At 59.4% G+C, this 16,496-nt stretch carries 16 protein-coding genes and 1 riboswitch; of the genes, 3 read left to right on the top strand and 13 right to left on the bottom strand.

Going from position 1 to position 16,496, the window contains the following annotated elements; translation table 11 throughout:
* Nucleotides 1-67: 67 nt before the first annotated feature.
* Complete coding sequence (locus ABYT07_RS04125; RefSeq protein WP_372989673.1) at nucleotides 68-853, bottom strand: FG-GAP repeat domain-containing protein; 786 nt, start codon at nucleotides 851-853, stop codon at nucleotides 68-70.
* The gene (locus tag ABYT07_RS04120) at nucleotides 850-1,173 is read right to left on the bottom strand and encodes a 2Fe-2S iron-sulfur cluster-binding protein (protein ID WP_372989671.1); all 324 of its coding nucleotides are present in this window, start codon (nucleotides 1,171-1,173) and stop codon (nucleotides 850-852) included. Before ABYT07_RS04120 ends, ABYT07_RS04125 begins: the two co-directional genes overlap by 4 nt.
* Nucleotides 1,174-1,383: 210 nt before the next feature.
* On the opposite strand from ABYT07_RS04120, the gene ABYT07_RS04115 reads away from it, so the two are divergent.
* Nucleotides 1,384-1,911, top strand: a complete 528-nt coding sequence (locus ABYT07_RS04115; RefSeq protein WP_372989669.1) for a peptidoglycan-binding protein — start codon at nucleotides 1,384-1,386, stop codon at nucleotides 1,909-1,911.
* 18 nt (nucleotides 1,912-1,929) lie between these two features.
* Here ABYT07_RS04115 and ABYT07_RS04110 read toward each other — a convergent pair whose 3' ends face one another.
* The 8 genes from ABYT07_RS04110 to ABYT07_RS04075 all read right to left on the bottom strand — a co-directional run bounded on the left by ABYT07_RS04110 (nucleotide 1,930) and on the right by ABYT07_RS04075 (nucleotide 9,730).
* A complete protein-coding gene (locus ABYT07_RS04110; RefSeq protein WP_372989667.1) occupies nucleotides 1,930-2,784 on the bottom strand; it encodes a TonB family protein in 855 nt (284 codons plus the stop codon).
* On the bottom strand, nucleotides 2,781-3,161 hold the full coding sequence (locus ABYT07_RS04105) for an ExbD/TolR family protein (RefSeq protein ID WP_372989665.1): 381 nt from the start codon (nucleotides 3,159-3,161) through the stop codon (nucleotides 2,781-2,783). The genes ABYT07_RS04110 and ABYT07_RS04105 overlap by 4 nt, the downstream gene beginning before the upstream one ends.
* 4 nt (nucleotides 3,162-3,165) lie before the next feature.
* A complete protein-coding gene (locus tag ABYT07_RS04100) occupies nucleotides 3,166-3,543 on the bottom strand; it encodes an ExbD/TolR family protein (protein ID WP_372989664.1) in 378 nt (125 codons plus the stop codon).
* A complete protein-coding gene (locus ABYT07_RS04095) occupies nucleotides 3,543-4,127 on the bottom strand; it encodes a MotA/TolQ/ExbB proton channel family protein (RefSeq protein ID WP_372989662.1) in 585 nt (194 codons plus the stop codon). Before ABYT07_RS04095 ends, ABYT07_RS04100 begins: the two co-directional genes overlap by 1 nt.
* Nucleotides 4,124-4,882, bottom strand: coding sequence for an ABC transporter ATP-binding protein (locus ABYT07_RS04090; protein WP_372989661.1), 759 nt, complete (start codon nucleotides 4,880-4,882; stop codon nucleotides 4,124-4,126). Before ABYT07_RS04090 ends, ABYT07_RS04095 begins: the two co-directional genes overlap by 4 nt.
* Nucleotides 4,879-5,862 (bottom strand): FecCD family ABC transporter permease, encoded by a 984-nt coding sequence (locus tag ABYT07_RS04085; protein WP_372989660.1) that lies wholly within the window; start codon nucleotides 5,860-5,862, stop codon nucleotides 4,879-4,881. The genes ABYT07_RS04090 and ABYT07_RS04085 overlap by 4 nt, the downstream gene beginning before the upstream one ends.
* Nucleotides 5,863-6,024: 162 nt before the next feature.
* Nucleotides 6,025-7,893, bottom strand: coding sequence for a TonB-dependent receptor plug domain-containing protein (locus tag ABYT07_RS04080; protein WP_372989659.1), 1,869 nt, complete (start codon nucleotides 7,891-7,893; stop codon nucleotides 6,025-6,027).
* 127 nt (nucleotides 7,894-8,020) lie between these two features.
* A riboswitch (cobalamin riboswitch) is annotated at nucleotides 8,021-8,226 on the bottom strand.
* Between the two features lie 49 nt (nucleotides 8,227-8,275).
* A complete protein-coding gene (locus tag ABYT07_RS04075) occupies nucleotides 8,276-9,730 on the bottom strand; it encodes an aldehyde dehydrogenase family protein (RefSeq protein WP_372989657.1) in 1,455 nt (484 codons plus the stop codon).
* Between the two features lie 147 nt (nucleotides 9,731-9,877).
* Here ABYT07_RS04075 and ABYT07_RS04070 point away from each other — a divergent pair, with 147 nt between their 5' ends.
* Nucleotides 9,878-10,990 (top strand): AI-2E family transporter, encoded by a 1,113-nt coding sequence (locus tag ABYT07_RS04070; protein ID WP_372989655.1) that lies wholly within the window; start codon nucleotides 9,878-9,880, stop codon nucleotides 10,988-10,990.
* Here ABYT07_RS04070 and ABYT07_RS04065 read toward each other — a convergent pair.
* The 3 genes from ABYT07_RS04065 to ABYT07_RS04055 all read right to left on the bottom strand — a co-directional run bounded on the left by ABYT07_RS04065 (nucleotide 10,976) and on the right by ABYT07_RS04055 (nucleotide 14,117).
* A complete protein-coding gene (locus ABYT07_RS04065; protein WP_372989653.1) occupies nucleotides 10,976-12,376 on the bottom strand; it encodes a TRAP transporter large permease in 1,401 nt (466 codons plus the stop codon). The two genes, ABYT07_RS04070 and ABYT07_RS04065, sit on opposite strands and share 15 nt — an antisense overlap.
* Nucleotides 12,376-13,005, bottom strand: a complete 630-nt coding sequence (locus tag ABYT07_RS04060; RefSeq protein ID WP_372989651.1) for a TRAP transporter small permease subunit — start codon at nucleotides 13,003-13,005, stop codon at nucleotides 12,376-12,378. Before ABYT07_RS04060 ends, ABYT07_RS04065 begins: the two co-directional genes overlap by 1 nt.
* Before the next feature lie 95 nt (nucleotides 13,006-13,100).
* On the bottom strand, nucleotides 13,101-14,117 hold the full coding sequence (locus tag ABYT07_RS04055) for a C4-dicarboxylate TRAP transporter substrate-binding protein (protein ID WP_372989649.1): 1,017 nt from the start codon (nucleotides 14,115-14,117) through the stop codon (nucleotides 13,101-13,103).
* A gap of 379 nt (nucleotides 14,118-14,496) precedes the next feature.
* Between ABYT07_RS04055 and acs the strand changes: the two genes are divergently transcribed.
* On the top strand, nucleotides 14,497-16,452 hold the full coding sequence (acs, locus tag ABYT07_RS04050; protein ID WP_372989647.1) for an acetate--CoA ligase: 1,956 nt from the start codon (nucleotides 14,497-14,499) through the stop codon (nucleotides 16,450-16,452).
* Nucleotides 16,453-16,496 lie beyond the last annotated feature (44 nt).

The following is a 16,496-nucleotide window of genomic DNA, read 5'->3' as shown; positions in this document are numbered from 1 at the left end:
GGTGTCGTACCGGGGGCTAGCCCCCGGACCCCCAGGATTTGAGGCCATTTGGAATACAGGTCTGCGTCTAGTGCGGATGAATTTCGCAGTTTCTGGCTTTGGCGACATTTTCGGACGTAAATGATTCTTTGAACGAGGCGGCCTGCAACGTTTCACCTACAAGACGGACCGCAACCATTGTTGTATCCACTGAGGCACGCCACGGCATTTGTGCCAGAATAATTTGGGGCGCATCCTGACAGATACGGATACCTCCGGCGATATCCATGTCACCAATGCGATGGTTGGTGAGGCCGCTTGTGGTGGCTATCGGCGTCAAATGGGTGCCGTCAAATACCAGAATTTCAAGCTTTCCAGCAAGATGCGGGGTTACCACCATTGCGATCTCGGACCGCCCGTCGCCTGTGAAATCGGCGGCACCGACAGGGGCAAGCCAGCGGTTCTTGCGACCGATGTGGTCTGTCATGGCAAGGCGGCCCATGGGGCCATAGACCGCCAATCGCGCGCCCAAAGTCAGGCTGCTTTCTACCACGATGATTTCTGGCGATCCGTCGGCGTCCAGATCGGCAACCCTTGGGGCGACGTCTTCGAAAACCAGCGTTTCAGGGAGGATAAAACGCCGTTTGGTGCCATCCTCCAACGTGATCTCAAGCGTGCCCCACTCGATCGCGTCCCCCAGAACGCCATGGTCATAGCGATCTGTCGGATCAGTGTAACGCGCCGTGACGACGGAGTCTGCGACAGCAAAACCGGGCACCAGCAACGCGCCAAGGATACACAACATCGGCTGCGCGCGGCGTACAATCTTGTTCAGGAAGCGCAACAGGAGACGCCGCGCTTCCAATAGCATCATATCTGCTTTTCAGGCATTTGAACGCGCAAGCCGTCCAGCGCGTCTGTCACCTTGATCTGGCAGGTCAGGCGCGACCGCTCCGGATCTGGCTGATAGGCGAAATCAAGCATGTCTTCTTCCATGTCGTCCTTGGCCGGCACTTTTTCGACCCAGGCCGGATCAACGTAAACGTGGCAAGTAGAACAGGCGCAGGCCCCGCCGCAATCGGCCTCGATGCCCGGAATGTTATTGTCGCGCGCGCCTTCCATAACGGTCAGACCACTGGCCACTTCGACCACATGTTCGGTGCCGTTGTGTTCTACATAGGTGATTTTGGCCATCTTGAGCCCCTTCTTGATAAAAACTTGTCCCTTATGTAGTCAGCGGTGTCCCCTTTCGCCAGTCCCTTTTGCGCATCGACCGTCGCAAGGGCGGTGCAAAACACAAGACAACACAGGCAACGATCTAGGCACCACACCAAAAACCGTTTAGCGTGATGCAAAATAGCAAACCGTCAAAGGCAGCGCGTGCAGTACTTATTACCTCGACACATGATCCGCAGCTTGACCATCGGCCTGTGCGCCGCGACCCTTTTGGGGTGCGACGTGCCCACGGATCGTGATGCCCTGCCCGAACCAGGCGTGCGCGAGGCGACGACACAAGGCCCCGCAGGTGCCGCGCCCGGATCATGTTGGGGCCGCACAGTGTCGCCCGCCGTGATCGAAACCGTGACCGAGCAGGTGCAGGTCCAGCCCGCACAGATCAGTTCGACCGGGGAAATTCAGGCTTTGCCGATTTACCGCACCGAGACGCGCCAAAAGATTGTCACACCACGGCAGGACAACTGGTTCGAGACCCCCTGCACCGATCAGTTGAATGTCGACTTCGTTGCCACATTGCAGCGCGCACTTGAGGCGCGCGGGCTTTATTCAGGCGAGATTTCCGGCATGTATGATGACCGGACACGGGCTGCGATGCGGCGCTACCAGATTGCCGAAGGCGGGCCAGACAGTCCGGTTCTGGCCCTGACGACCGCCCGGTCTCTAGGTCTTATCGCGGTCGAGCGCGCCCCGACATAATACCATCGAAACAATCGATTAGGGCGCGAACTTCATCGGAAGCGTGAAACTGTGTACGCCTGCTGCAAGCCCCTTGGGAGCTGCTGAAATCCGGGCGGATTTCACCGCGGCAATGGCTGCACGGTCGATCTGGGCGATGCCCGAGGATTTGCGCAGTGACACGCTGGCAACGGTGCCACGGGTATGCACTGAAATCACCAGCGTCACGGTTCCGCGCGCACGGGTGCCCGAAGGGTACCTTTTGCGGCGCTCGACACTGGTGCGGATTTGGCCGCCCCACTGGGCCATCAGCTGTTTGGAATTCCCCGGTTTGGATTTGGTCGCGGCCCCGTTTTCAGATTGTCCGCGTGTCGCTTTTGCCCCGCCTCCGGCAGCTTTCTGAGGGGCGACATTGCTCGAGGATTTGGGCTTCGTCGCTGCCTTGGGTTTCGGCTTGGCGGGTTCGGCTTTCTTCACCGTCTTCGCGGGGGCTGGCGGGCGCAGCTTGGGGCGGGTTTGTGCTATTTCAGGCTGTGGTGGGGGTGGCACGCTCCGGTCGACTTGCGGCAACGCAGGGGCATCACTGATCAAGGGCGGGGCGACAGCTGCGGGTCGGGATACAGCACGATCAGGGGTCGGTGCCGCAAGCGGCTGGGCCACCATAATTTGATCGGGCGTTTGCAGGGGTTGCGCGACGGTCTGGGCGGCTGACACCGGTTGATCCCACGCCGTCACCATATCCTGCACCGATGCAGTTGCAGCGGCCAAGGTGATGGCCGCATCACCGCCCGCCCCCGCCGACGCTGTTTGCCCCGAAGGTGCCACATAGCCAACCGAGAGATGCAGCGCCGTCGCACCTGCCAAAAAGAACGAGAATTCAAACAGCTGTTTCATGGGTTTCGGATCACCAGTTCAACGTCTGCCTGCCCGATTTGCGCCAACCGCGCAAGAGTTTGCGCAAGCACAGTTGTGGCAAGCCCCGCATCGGCGCGAATCGTCAACGGCGCGCCTGTTTCTTCTGCCGCCAAGGCCCCCCAAGCGGCATCCCCCAGCAGACCGTCAAATGCCGCTGAACCATCGGCAGACAGATACAAGGTCAGCTCGCCCGTTACCTCGCCTTGGCCGTCGGTTTGGGGCAAGGTCAGGTCAAACGGCGGCGCGGCGGTGATGGTCGCAGACATCATGAAAAAAATCAGCAGCAAGAACACCACATTGATCATCGGGACCACAGATTCGGGCGTTTGCTTGCGGCGGGGGGCTGCGAATTTCATGCGCTCACTCCACCACCACAAGACTGTCAAAACCAGCCTGTTGCAACGCTTGGGCCACATCCAGCAAACGCTGCAAATTGGCCGCGTCTGACCCACGCAGAATGATCGTATCGCTTGGCTGGGTCATCAGCGGCTGCAAGGCCTGCGCCAACCCTTCTAGCGTCACCGGGCTCCCGTTCAGGGTCAGCGCGTCGGGTGCAATCTGGACCAAGCGCGGCGGGCCTGCATAGGCGTCGCCGCTGCCCGCACCGGACAGGCGCACGGCGGCATCTTTGCCAAATTGCGAGGCAAGCATAAAGAACACCAATAGCAAAAACACCACGTCGATCATCGGCGTGAGGCTGGGTTTGCGGCTGCGCCTTGGCGGGGTAAAAGCGAACATCAGCTTTGCGCGTCTTGGGTAAAGATGCGCGTGGCAAGGTCCTCAAGGTCGCCCTGCACGGTGTCCGCAATCGCCTCGAACCAGCTCAGCGCCACGGCGGCCGGAATAGCCACACCCATGCCTGCGGCGGTGGTCAATAGCGCCTCCCAGATGCCGCCTGCCAACACCGATGGGTCAGCCTGCCCGCCAGAGGTTTCCAACGCCTGAAACGCCTCGATCATGCCCAGAACCGTCCCCAAAAGACCGATCAGCGGGGCGATGGTGACGATCAATTCAAGCGGGCGCAGGCCGCTGCGCAGGTCAGACAGCAGACGGGCCGCGATGCGCATCACCTCTTCGCGGGCCAGCGCGTCGGGCAAGCGGCGTGCTGCGAATACATCCGTGACGAACCGCGCACGCAGACCGTTGGAGGAACCGTTTTGGCGGGTCAGCAGTGCCTCGGCCCCGGCGCGCGACCATGCACCGATTAATGTCAGCCGCCACAGCTTCCAAAGTACAATCGCCAAAACCAGCACCGACAACACAGCAATCGCCCACAGCGCAGGGCCGCCACTGTTGAGAAACTCAAGCATCTGTGGTGTCATGTCAGAACCTCGAGCGGTTGAAAGATCAGCCCTTCCGGCGTCTCTTGAAGATGGGCAGAAATGCCGAAAGCGGCACGGATCAGGTCTGGCGTCAGCACATCACGCGGCGCACCGTCGGCCGCGATGCCACCATCATGCAAGATCACCAGCCGGGTGCAATGGCGCGCCGCCAGCCCCAGATCATGCAGCGATACCAGCACCGAACGCCCTTCGGCGGCAAGCTGGCCAAAGGTCTGCATCGTGGCAATCTGATGCGCCGGATCAAGCCCTGCGGTGGGTTCATCTGCCAGCAGCAAAGGGGCCTCTTGCGCCAAACTGCGCGCGATCAGTACCCGCGCCTGTTCGCCGCCCGACAGCCGCGTCGTGATGCGGTGGCGAAACGGCTCAAGGCCCATGCGGGCGATGGCGCGTTCAACAGCCGCCTGATCTGCGCCGGACATTCTTTGGCCGGGTGCCAGATGGGGCGTGCGTCCCAGCCGGATCAGGGTTTCCACATCCACCGGCCAGGCGACTTCTCTTGATTGGGGCATCCACGCGGCGGCGCGGCCCCGATAACGCGCGGTCATTGCCGCAATCGAACTGCGGCCCTGCGACGGGATTAACCCCAGCGCGGCGCGCATCAATGTGGTCTTGCCAGCGCCATTCGGGCCGATCAGGCCGACGACTTCACCTGCCGTGATATCCAGTTTGACCCCGCGCAGGATCTGCCGCTTGCCGCGTTTCACGCCGAAATCCTGAAGGGACAGCACGCTCATAGCCCTTCCTTTCGGGTGCGGTAGATCAGATGCAGGAACAACGGTGCGCCAACCAGTGCCGTTACGACTCCCAGCTTGAGGTCTCGTTCAGGCAACACCACGCGGACAAAAATATCGGAGGCAAGGATCATCGCCGCCCCGCCAAGCGCCGAGGCCCAAAGCAGCGCGCCCGGCCGCGCGCCGACCAAGGGCCGCAGCAAATGCGGCACCACCAGCCCGACAAAGCCGATCGCGCCCGCCACCGCCGTCGATGCCCCGACCACCGCCGCCGTGCCAATCACCAGCGACAGGCGCACCCGGGTCAGGTTGATGCCCATCGCCTCGGCCGCGTCTTCGCCCAAGGTCAGCGCATCCAGACCGCGCGGCAGGCTGGCCAACAACAGCCCACCCGCCAAGATCAACGGCAGCGCGATCCAGACATGCACCATCGACCGGTCCGCGAGTGACCCCATCATCCAGAAAACGATCTCGCTTGCGGCATAGGGGTTTGGCGACAGGTTCAAAACCAGCGACGTCAGCGCGCCCGCAAAGGCGGATATCGCGATGCCCGCAAGGATCAGCGTCAGCGACGACCCCCGCGGCCCTGCCAGCAACAGCACCAAAAGCACGCCGATCAATGCGCCGCCAAGTGCCATCATCGGCAAGGCCAGTGCCACGGCCGCCGCAAGCCCGGTCTGGATCGACAGCACCGCCCCCAATGCGGCAGAGCCCGACACGCCGATCAGCCCCGGATCAGCCAGCGGATTGCGCAGATAGCCCTGCATCGCCGCCCCGGCAAGCCCAAGCGACGCACCGATCAGCAGCCCCAAAATCGCACGCGGCAAGCGGATTTCACGCATCACCAGCGTCATCGGGCCATCACCGCCGGCCAGCAGCGCATGCAGGCTTTGGCCCAGCGACATATCGGCAGGTCCGATCACCAAAGCACCAACAAACAAAGCCAGCACAAGACTGCAAAGCGTGATCGCCAGACGGATCATATCACCCCGTCCTGAACGGTTTTCTTGATCCAGAAGACAAGGTTATTCACTGCCCGACGCTCCCTCAAGGCGGCCTTGAAAGGCCGGATGCCAGCAGAACCAGAAACGGCCAAAGCGGGAACGCCCCAAAGCGCCCCCGCCAAGCATCTGGTATGCCCGAGCCTAGAAATTCGCACGGAAACCAACATAGGCCGCACGGCCCGGGCTGCCGTAGCCCCAAACATCGACAGCATCGACTTTGAACAGGTTGGTGACCCGCGCCGTGACGGTGTAACGGTCGTTGACCTCGTATTCGGCGGCCACATCGACCGTGGTATAGGCTGGCAGTTCGACAGTGGAATAGCTGCCAAAGAACTGCGTGTCATAGTTTCCCGATACATGGCGCAGATCGACGGCAACCTGACCGCGCCCGCCAAAGGTCTTGACCGTGGCACCAAGGCTAAGTTCGTGACGGGGACGCCGGATTTCGACACTGCCATCGGGGTTCTTGGCGTCCAGATAGGTGTAGGACATGCGCAGCGCCACAGCATCCGTCGCCTGAAGGTTGCCTGCAATTTCAACACCCTTGCGGGTACTATCGCCCGTCTGGTTGCCATAGGTGAACGCACCGCCGCCCAAAGACACCGGCGAAATCTCGTCCGTCAGCGTTTCGTCAAAATAGGTCACATCAACGGTGCCGCGCCCGCCAAGAACCGGAAACTCTGCGCCTATATCAAAGCTTTTGTTATGCTCGGGGTTGAGGTCGGGGTTGCCCGTATAGCCAAATGCATTGGCATAAAGCGAGAAATACGACGGGTTCAAAACGCCCGTCCCCATAGAGCTGTGCAAGCGGATTTCAGTGTTCGGCACCATATAGGACATGGCGACATTCCACGTGGTCGCGTCTTCGAACTGGTCATTATTGTCGTGGCGCACCCCCGCCTGAAAATCCAGCCCGCTGGCCAGACGCGCGCGGTATTCAATGGCGATAGATTTCGAGGACCGTTCATACAGCGGAGTCATCGGGCTGCTGTCGCTGTGGCTCTCAAGCAAGAGGTTCAGCAGATGATCCGCTTGCGCCACCGTGTTACCGTCCAGACCATAGCTTAGCCGGTATTTAACCGCATTCGCATCGGTCTGGGTCTGCGGTGCACCGTCCCGTCTGGCCTTGTTTTCGGTACGCTCAAGCGCAAGACGGTGAACAAGCCGCCCCTCAAGCATCGTATATTCCGCAAAGACCGTTCCGATGACTTCTTTGCTGTGGCCCATCAACGTGGCGTCGTCGACAATATACGAATCCGCGTCCGTGGCCCCGAAGTTCGTCGCGTCAAAGTCGAAGTACTCTTTTGAGCGGCGCAGCACAAAGCCCAGCTTGACCGCGTCGGTCACCAGATAGTCGCCGCTTAGGACAGCTGTCAGGCGGTCAAGCTTGTCGCGTTCTCCGCCATCGCCGGATTGGTCATAGCTTGGGTCGCTGCGGCGCGACATAGACAGAGAAATGCCGCCACGTTCATTGCGGCGCGACAAGAACACGCTGCCTGCGGTCGCCCCGCCGACCTCGAATGTGCCATCATAGGTTTTGCCGACCTGGCCTTTGCGGGTGATAATGTTGATCACACCGGTCGTCGCATTCGAGCCGTAAGCGACCGATTGCGGTCCGCGTAGCACTTCGATGCGTTCAATGTTGGTGGTCTGAAGGCCGCTGAAGGTATATTCGCCCTCGCCGCCCGCAAGTTGCACGCCATCAAGCAGCACCAGCGTATGGCGCGCTTCTCCGCCGCGCATCCGCACCTGCACAAAACCGCTGCCAGCGCTGCTGACCGATACACCGGGCAAGGCGCGCAACGCGTCAACCACAGAGGAAATGCCACGATCCTGGATTTCCTGTGCGGTCACAACCGAAACGGACCGCCCGTATTCTTGCGCCGCAATAGGTGACAGCCCGCCCGACACGATGATTTCGTCCAGCTCGAATGTTTCCTGAGCCACGGCCATCGTGGTGCCAAATGCCACCAGCGCAGCGGATGAAAGTAGTGATGTCTTCAACATCATGATAACCCTTCGGACTTGGCCCGGAAGGGACCAATTGACGTGCGATGTCCATAAAGGGACGGATGCCCCCGCAGACGGTGAAGCCACCACAGCGGAGAATCCGCAGCCCAGACGCCCCTAGCGCCCTGAGCAGGGTGATCACTTCGGCAGGTCTCCTGACTTGCGGGTCGACACTAAACCGGACCTTCCCATCATGGCATCCATGACAGTGGCATATGCCGGTTTCGCTCGCCGCTCACAGTTGCGGGGGCAGTCGTGGTTTTGGCTTCTGCCGCACCACGTTCCCTTTTAACCAAGCAGCGAACCGCCCGGACCAAAGTACATCTGTGCTACATCCGGTTAAATCAATTGTGAAGAGTTTTCTTAATCCTTCGTTAATTACCTAACCGTGGAAAGCCGCCACCGTTTTAAGGGTCGAAAACCCATAAAGCGCCTCGAAACCTTTCTCGCGGCCATGCCCTGACAGGCCGGTGCCGCCGAACGGCAGTTCAACCCCGCCCCCTGCCCCGTAGTTGTTCAAGAACACCTGCCCCGCGCGCAAGCGTTTTGCCAACCGCATCTGACGCGCGCCGTTTTGCGACCAGACCGCCGCGACAAGGCCAAAGTCCGTTCCATTGGCGATTTGCACCGCCTCTTCTTCGGTGTCGAACGGAATAATCACCTGAACGGGGCCAAAGATTTCTTCTTGGGCCAACACGTGATCGGGGGCGACGCCTGCATAAAGCGTCGGTGCCACATAGGCCCCGTTTTCGGGTGCATCAGCCATAATCTGGCCTCGCCCGACGATGTCCAAACCGTCCCCTTGCGCCAGATACCCTTGGACGATGGATTTTTGCCGCGCCGAGATCAGCGGACCAACGTCCAGATCTGCCATCGCAGGCCCGACGCGCAACGAATCATAGCGCGCGCCCATCGCGGCGACGACACGGTCGTAAACCCCGCGCTGCACCAAAATGCGCGAGGCCGCAGAGCAGGTTTGGCCCGCGTTCTGAATGCCTGAATTGACCAAAAACGGCAGCGCCGCATCAATATCGGCGTCATCGAACACCAGTTGCGGCGACTTGCCCCCCAGTTCAAGCGTCACGGGCACCACATTGCGCGCGGTGGTTTCCTGGATCAGTTTGCCCACGCCTACCGATCCGGTAAACGACACATGATGCACGCCCGGATGGCGGGTAAGTGCGGCCCCCGCGTCTGCCCCCAGCCCCGGCACGACATTCAGCGCGCCATCCGGCAGCCCCGCCGCCCGTGCAATTTCAGCAAAGGCAAGCGCGGTAAGGCACGCTTCCTCGGCTGGTTTCAAAACGGCAGCATTGCCCATGGCCAGCGCCGCACCCACCGACCGCCCGATGATCTGCATCGGATAGTTCCACGGAATGATATGCCCCGTTACCCCATGCGGCTCGCGCAAGGTATAGACCGTATAGCCATCCAGATACGGGATCGTTTCGCCGTGCACCTTGTCACAGGCACCGGCGTAAAATTCCATATAGCGCGCAAGCGCCAGCACATCGGCGCGGGCTTGCTTCAACGGTTTGCCCACATCCATCGCCTCAAGCCGGGTCAGTTCGTCGACATGGGCCAAAACGCCCTGCCCAATTTTGGCCAAGACCCGCCCGCGTTCTGCCGCTGTGGCGCGGCCCCAATCGCCTTGCAAGGCCGCTTGGGCGGCGCGCACCGCACGGTCGATGTCATCAGCCGACCCGCATGCGATTTCGCAAAGGGCAGAACCGTCCGACGGGTTGACCAACGGCACCCGCGCCGCCGCCATAGAGGGAACCCATGCCCCCCCGATGAAACAAAGGGAAGGATCAAGGCCAAGGGGCGTGAGGGTCATCGCGAAAGTCTCCGAATTTGATTTGCGCTCACATCACCATAGATCCCGCGCCACTGCGAGCGCCTTTTGAAATCTGTTTCACAAGCACGTGAACCTTTTTGGCCCCTTGCGCGTTACTCTTTCAAACCTTGCGCATTGGAACATCCCTTGGACCACATCCCCTCTATCCGGCGCTCTTTGCAGATGCTGGTGCTCATCTCGCTTTTTGTGACGGCGTATTTTGCAAAAGACCTGATTTTACCGATCATGTTGGGGTTCTTGCTGGCGCTTACCCTCAGCCCGATGGGGCGTGCGTTGAACCGGATTGGCGTGCCTCATACGGTTTCGGGCTTTGTGCTGATCTCTGTAACGGCCTTCGGGATCTTGTCTGTGGTGGTCCTGTCCGCCGGCACCGTCGCCCTGTGGAGCGATGAGATCCCGCGGATGGGCATTGAAATCAAACAAAAGCTGGCCGGTGTCAGCGACGCGGTCGAAACGATCCGGTCCGCAAGTGCCGAGGTGGAAAAGATCGGGTCCGGCGAAGGGTTCCGACCCCAAGAGGTCATCGTGCGCCAGCCCGGTCTGCTGGACACGGCGATGGACACCGTCAGCACAACCGGTGCATCACTTGCGGTTATTCTGATTCTCGCGCTGTTCCTGCTGTCCTCGGGCCAGATGTTTTACCTCAAGCTTGTGCAGTCGATGCCAACGCTGACGGGCAAAAAACGCGCCTTGCAGACAGTCTATGATGTGGAAAAACGGGTGTCTCGGTACCTGCTGACCATCGCGTCGATCAATCTGGTTCTTGGGATTTGCGTCGGTCTGTATCTGACCGTGCTGGGCCTGCCGTCTGCCTATATCTGGGGGATTGCGGCATTTATGTTGAATTTCCTGCCCTATATCGGCGGGTTTGGCGGTGTCATTTTGGTGGCTGGTTTTTCCGTCGTCACCTTCGACAGTCTCAGCTACGCCTTGCTTGCGCCGTTCGGCTATCTGGCTCTGACCATGATCGAAGGGCAGCTTGTCACGCCGTGGCTGGTGGGCCGCCGGCTTGAGATGAACACCGTCGCGGTGTTTCTGACCGTTGTGTTTTGGGGTTGGCTTTGGGGCATCGCGGGCGCGTTGGTCGCGGTGCCGTTTCTTGTAGTGTTCAAAGTCATCTGCGAAAATTTCGAACCTCTGCATACCATCGGGAATTTCCTGTCCGCAGAACAGGTCAGACCCGATGGCACGCAAGAGTCGTCCGAAACATCGTCCAACACGTCGTCAGCTGGCGAGTGACGGCAGCCACAGCACGATCGACGGGAACGCCACCAGCAATGCGATTGTGACCGCATCTGCCATGAAGAACGGCGTAACCCCTTTGAACACGTCCTGAACCGTCAGGTCATCACGCACACCGGCAACGACAAAACAGTTAAGGCCGATGGGCGGGGTGATCAGACAGAATTCAGCCATTTTCACCACCAGAATACCGAACCAGATGGCACACATCGGACCCGACATGCCAAAGGCGGAATCTGCCGCCGATACCATTTCGCCGCCATTCAACGCCATGACCGCAGGGTAAACCACCGGCAGCGTCAAAAGCAGCATCCCGATGGCATCCATGAACATGCCCAGCACCGCATAGGCCAACAGGATACAGATCAGGATGAGGATCGGTGCCATGTGCAATGACGTGATCCAGTCGGCAAAGGCTTCGGGCAATTCGGCAAAGCCCAGAAACCGCACATAGATCAAGACACCCCAGATGATGGAGAAGATCATCACCGTCAGCTTTGCTGTCTCAAGCAATGCATCACGCATCTGGCCCCACCGCATGCCGCGATAAAGCGCCATCAGGAATACGATAAACGCACCCACGGCACCGCCCTCGGTCGGGGTGCCCCACGCATCGCCAAAGGGGTTATAGACAAAGAAGATGATGATCACGACCACCGCCACGATGGGCAACGCAGGTGGCAGGCTTTCAAAGCGCTGCTTCCAGGTAAACCCGGATACCGGGGGGCCGACGTTCTTCCAGATCATCGCAATACCGATGATCAATGCCGCATAGACTACGGCGGAAAACACACCGGGAATAAAACCGGCCAACAACAACATGCCGACATCCTGTTCAACGATGATGGCATAGATCACCAAAATCGCGGACGGCGGGATAAGCGACGCAAGCGTGCCACCCGCAGCCACAACACCGGCTGCGAATTGCTTGTTATAGCCGATCTTGAGCATTTCCGGAATGGCGATGCGGGCAAAGACCGCCGCCGTCGCCACCGATGCGCCCGACACAGCTGCAAAGCCTGCTGTGGCAAACACGGTAGACACCGCCAGCCCGCCCGGCACCCATGCAAACCAGCGTTTGCACGCCTCGAACAGGGCCGTCGTCAGCTTGGCGTAATAGGCCAGATAGCCGATCAGGATAAACACGGGGATAAGGCTTAGCACTTGGGAACTGACCTTGGAATGCGGGGTCAGGCCCGCGATCTTTGTGCTGATCTCGACGACTTTCCAAAAGCGGGCCGGATCATAGTCAAATCCGTTCCAGCGCAACCAGATCAGGCCGACATAGCCCGCAAGTGCGGCCGCAAAGGCCACGCGCATGCCAAGGACGACAAGCACAAGCATGCCCAACGAGACATAGATGCCAATTTCAATCGATTCCATCAATCTGCCCCTTCCAGCGCCTTGGCTTCTGCCATGGCCTGTTCCGCAATCGTAAGTGTCAGCGGCACGGCCACCGGGTTTTCAAGCCCCAGCACCAACGCGCGCCCATATCCCCAGACCTGTAGCACAAGCCGCAGGGCCAGGATGCCAAAGGCCACCGGCACCACCAGTTTACTGGGCCAGATCGGCAAGCTGATATCGATTGAACTGTCGCGCGAACACCATGGCCGGGCACAATCGAACGAGCGGTCAAAGTGGTCCCACGCGCCAGATGTCAGTGCGACCACCAACAGCAGCATCAACAGCACCGACACAAGTTCAAAGAACCACAAGGCGCGGCCCTTCAGCTTGCTGACCAGCATGTCCATGCGAATATGCGACCCGTCGCGCTGCACGTAAGACACGCCCATGATCGCAATGATCGGCATGGCTGCTTCGATATAATCGACATAGCCCAGCAGCGGACTGCCAAAGAACTTGCGCGCGGTAACCGAATAGGCCGCCAGAAACATTAGTGAAAAAACCGCTAGACCGCTCAGCAAAGCGCCGAAACGCTCCAGCGGCAGTAACATGCGGTCGAGTTTGCTCAGTAGGCTGGAATCTTCCAGCACCGCGGCGGAACCTGCCATCGCCATACCCCCTGTTTTATACATGAAGGGCTGCGCGAAACCCGCGCAGCCCTTTTTGATCAGCTATGGGGCGCGGGATGCGCCCCACGTATCAATCAGCTGCCGCTTTTCGCGTCGGCCAATGTCTTGACGACCAGATCATAAAGCTCCTGACCCGGCAGGCCTTGGGCTTCCATGTCTGCGATCCATGTGTCGCGGATCGGATCAGCGGCTGTGGCGCGGAATTCGGCGATGACTTCTGGTGAAATCATAACTTTTTCAACGCCTTTTTCTTCCAGAACCGCGTCCCAACGCTTCAGCAGTTCGCCGTAGTTGGCCAGATAGTGATCCAGCGCCTCATCAACCGACGAATCCAGCGCTTCACGCTCTGCATCGGACAGGCTTTCGTAGGCATCGATGTTCACCACGACGGGGCAGTTCACCGTGCCGGGGTTCAGGTTTGCTGTCCACCAGTCGGCTTCGTTGATGGTGCCAAAGGACAAGTGCGCGTGCTGCGCAAAGGCCACCGTGTCGACAACACCGGATTCCATCGCCTGGAATGCTTCGGCTGATGTTACGGATGTTGGCACACCACCAACGGCTTCGAAAGCTTGGCCAATGCCGCCTGTGGCGCGAACACGCATACCTTTGAAATCTTCAAGCGTTGTGCGCGGATCGCCAGTGCCCACAAGGTTGTACTGTGGCATGGGTGAGGTCATCAGCAGCTTTGCATTCCACTGCGCCATTTCTTCGGCGGCGGCGGGGTGTGCATAAACGGCGCGGGAAACCGCGACTTCCTGCTCAAGGTTCTCTACGCCCAGGAACGGCAGTTCCAGCACGGTGACAACACGGTTTTTGTCGCGGTGGTAGCCCGCACAGAACTGCGCCATCTCAAAGGCACCGATGGAAATCCCGTCAAGATTTTCCGTGTTCTTCGACAGGCCGCCATAGCTGACGTTGATGGTGAATTCGCCATTGGTCTTTTCAGACACCAGTTCTGCGATTTTTTCGACATGCTCAGTGAAGGCACGGCGCTTGCCCCAGACAGAGGCGTTCCATTCCGTTGCAGCTGCCTGCGACGCAAATGCAAATGTGATGGCGCAAACCGCTGCGCCGTTCAAAAACTTGTTCATTGATTTCTCCCTTGTGCGGACATTTTTGATCCGCTTGATAAATTAGTACCTGCGGCAGGCAGGTCTGCCAACCCCGAAGACACGGCCCAGCCGCAGATTTCGGGGCCCACGGCGAGGATTTTGGGCATTTGGAAGGCACGGAGCCGCAACATTGGCGTATGTTGACACCCAATTGCAGGCGACGGCGCATAAAATTGGCGGCTTTGGGGGCAAATTTACAAATCTGGGCTGATATTGGGAAAACTCTTTACAGACAAAGCCTGAGATTACAAATGCTTATTCCTTTCTTTTCCGTTGACGCTATGATCCGGCAAGGGAGGACCGGTAAGCCGATAGGCATATCCGGTCGAAAACGATCAGAGTTCTGAGGGAGGGACCGATGTCAAACGCTGCTGCAACCACCTATCCACCATCCGCTGAAATGGCCGCCAAGGCCCATGTCGATGCCGCGAAATATGACGCGATGTACAAAGCCTCTATTGAAGATGCGGACGGATTCTGGCGCGAGCAGGCGCAGCGCATTGACTGGATGACGCCGTTTGAGACCGTCAAGGACGTCGATTTCACCTTTGGTCAGGTCAAGATCAACTGGTTTGCTGATGGTGAGTTGAACGTCAGCGCCAATTGCATCGACCGCCACCTTGAGACACGCGGCGACCAGACCGCGATCATTTGGGAGCCCGACAGCCCCGAAGAAGGCGCGCAGCACATCACCTATAAAGAACTGCACGCCCAGACCTGTAAAATGGCCAATATCCTGCGCGATTTGGGCGTTGGCAAAGGCGACCGGGTTGTTATCTATCTGCCGATGATCCCTGAAGCGGCCTATGCGATGCTGGCTTGTGCGCGCATCGGGGCGATCCATTCGATCGTCTTTGCAGGCTTTTCGCCAGATGCGTTGGCATCGCGGGTCAACGGGTCAGAGGCCAAGGTCGTCATCACCGCCGACTATGCCCCACGCGGTGGCAAGGCAACGCCACTGAAAACCAACGCCGATCAGGCGCTGCTGCATTGCAAGGACAGCGTCAAATGTCTGGTCGTTAAGCGGACCGGCGGTCAGACCACTTGGACTGAAGGGCGTGATTTTGATTACAAAGCCCTTGCGAAAGACGCCGCCGACACCTGCGCGCCCGAGGCGATGAATGCCGAAGATCCGCTTTTCATCCTTTATACTTCAGGTTCAACCGGTCAGCCCAAAGGCGTTGTGCATTCCACCGGTGGCTATCTGGTCTATGCCGCGATGACCCACGAGATCACGTTCGATTACCACGATGGCGACGTCTATTGGTGTACTGCGGATGTGGGCTGGGTCACGGGCCACAGCTATATCGTCTATGGCCCGCTGGCCAATGGTGCCACCACGCTGATGTTTGAAGGTGTGCCGACCTATCCAGACGCCAGCCGGTTCTGGCAGATTTGCGAAAAGCACAAGGTAAACCAGTTCTACACCGCCCCCACCGCCATTCGTGCGCTGATGGGCAAAGGTGCGGAATTTGTCGAAGGATGCGATCTGAGCAGCCTGAAACTGCTGGGCACCGTGGGCGAACCGATCAACCCCGAAGCGTGGAACTGGTACAACGACGTTGTCGGCAAGGGCAACTGCCCCATCGTCGATACGTGGTGGCAGACGGAAACCGGCGGCCACCTGATGACTCCCCTGCCCGGCGCACATGCCACCAAACCCGGTGCCGCGATGAAACCGTTCTTTGGCATCAAGCCGGTCGTACTGGAACCCACCTCGGGCAAAGAGATCGAGGGCAACGGTGTCGAAGGTGTCTTGTGCATCGCCGACAGCTGGCCCGGTCAGATGCGCACCGTCTGGGGCGATCACGAGCGGTTCGAGCAGACCTATTTCAGCGACTACAAAGGCTATTACTTTACCGGTGACGGTTGCCGACGTGACGAAGACGGCGATTACTGGATCACTGGCCGCGTCGATGACGTGATCAACGTATCCGGCCACCGCATGGGCACCGCCGAAGTCGAAAGCGCGCTGGTCGCCCACCCCAAAGTGGCCGAAGCCGCCGTTGTCGGATACCCCCATGATATCAAAGGTCAGGGCATCTATTGCTATGTGTCTTTGATGGTGGGCGAAGAGCCTACGGATGAGCTGCGCACAGAACTGCGCAACTGGGTGCGGACCGAAATTGGCCCGATTGCATCGCCCGATCTGATCCAATGGGCCCCCGGTTTGCCGAAAACCCGTTCGGGTAAAATCATGCGCCGCATCCTGCGCAAGATCGCCGAAAACGACTTTGGCGCGCTTGGCGACATCTCGACACTGGCAGAGCCCGAAGTCGTGGACGAGCTGATCGAGAACCGCATGAACCGCTAGGTATTCACAAATCCGAGAGAACAGGGGCATCCAAACGGGTGCCC

The sequence above is a fragment of the Sulfitobacter sp. genome (assembly GCF_041552635.1).
GTDB lineage: Bacteria > Pseudomonadota > Alphaproteobacteria > Rhodobacterales > Rhodobacteraceae > Sulfitobacter.
This window is presented reverse-complemented; position numbering and strand designations above follow the sequence as displayed.

What these genes read in the sequence shown, in the direction of transcription:
- ABYT07_RS04125 (WP_372989673.1), bottom strand. Translation starts at nt 853, where the DNA reads ATGATGCTATTGGAAGCGCGGCGTCTCCTGTTGCGCTTCCTGAACAAG.
- ABYT07_RS04120 (WP_372989671.1), bottom strand. Translation starts at nt 1,173, where the DNA reads ATGGCCAAAATCACCTATGTAGAACACAACGGCACCGAACATGTGGTC.
- ABYT07_RS04115 (WP_372989669.1), top strand. Translation starts at nt 1,384, where the DNA reads ATGATCCGCAGCTTGACCATCGGCCTGTGCGCCGCGACCCTTTTGGGG.
- ABYT07_RS04110 (WP_372989667.1), bottom strand. Translation starts at nt 2,784, where the DNA reads ATGAAACAGCTGTTTGAATTCTCGTTCTTTTTGGCAGGTGCGACGGCG.
- ABYT07_RS04105 (WP_372989665.1), bottom strand. Translation starts at nt 3,161, where the DNA reads ATGAAATTCGCAGCCCCCCGCCGCAAGCAAACGCCCGAATCTGTGGTC.
- ABYT07_RS04100 (WP_372989664.1), bottom strand. Translation starts at nt 3,543, where the DNA reads ATGTTCGCTTTTACCCCGCCAAGGCGCAGCCGCAAACCCAGCCTCACG.
- ABYT07_RS04095 (WP_372989662.1), bottom strand. Translation starts at nt 4,127, where the DNA reads ATGACACCACAGATGCTTGAGTTTCTCAACAGTGGCGGCCCTGCGCTG.
- ABYT07_RS04090 (WP_372989661.1), bottom strand. Translation starts at nt 4,882, where the DNA reads ATGAGCGTGCTGTCCCTTCAGGATTTCGGCGTGAAACGCGGCAAGCGG.
- ABYT07_RS04085 (WP_372989660.1), bottom strand. Translation starts at nt 5,862, where the DNA reads ATGATCCGTCTGGCGATCACGCTTTGCAGTCTTGTGCTGGCTTTGTTT.
- ABYT07_RS04080 (WP_372989659.1), bottom strand. Translation starts at nt 7,893, where the DNA reads ATGATGTTGAAGACATCACTACTTTCATCCGCTGCGCTGGTGGCATTT.
- ABYT07_RS04075 (WP_372989657.1), bottom strand. Translation starts at nt 9,730, where the DNA reads ATGACCCTCACGCCCCTTGGCCTTGATCCTTCCCTTTGTTTCATCGGG.
- ABYT07_RS04065 (WP_372989653.1), bottom strand. Translation starts at nt 12,376, where the DNA reads ATGGAATCGATTGAAATTGGCATCTATGTCTCGTTGGGCATGCTTGTG.
- ABYT07_RS04060 (WP_372989651.1), bottom strand. Translation starts at nt 13,005, where the DNA reads ATGGCAGGTTCCGCCGCGGTGCTGGAAGATTCCAGCCTACTGAGCAAA.
- ABYT07_RS04055 (WP_372989649.1), bottom strand. Translation starts at nt 14,117, where the DNA reads ATGAACAAGTTTTTGAACGGCGCAGCGGTTTGCGCCATCACATTTGCA.
- acs (WP_372989647.1), top strand. Translation starts at nt 14,497, where the DNA reads ATGTCAAACGCTGCTGCAACCACCTATCCACCATCCGCTGAAATGGCC.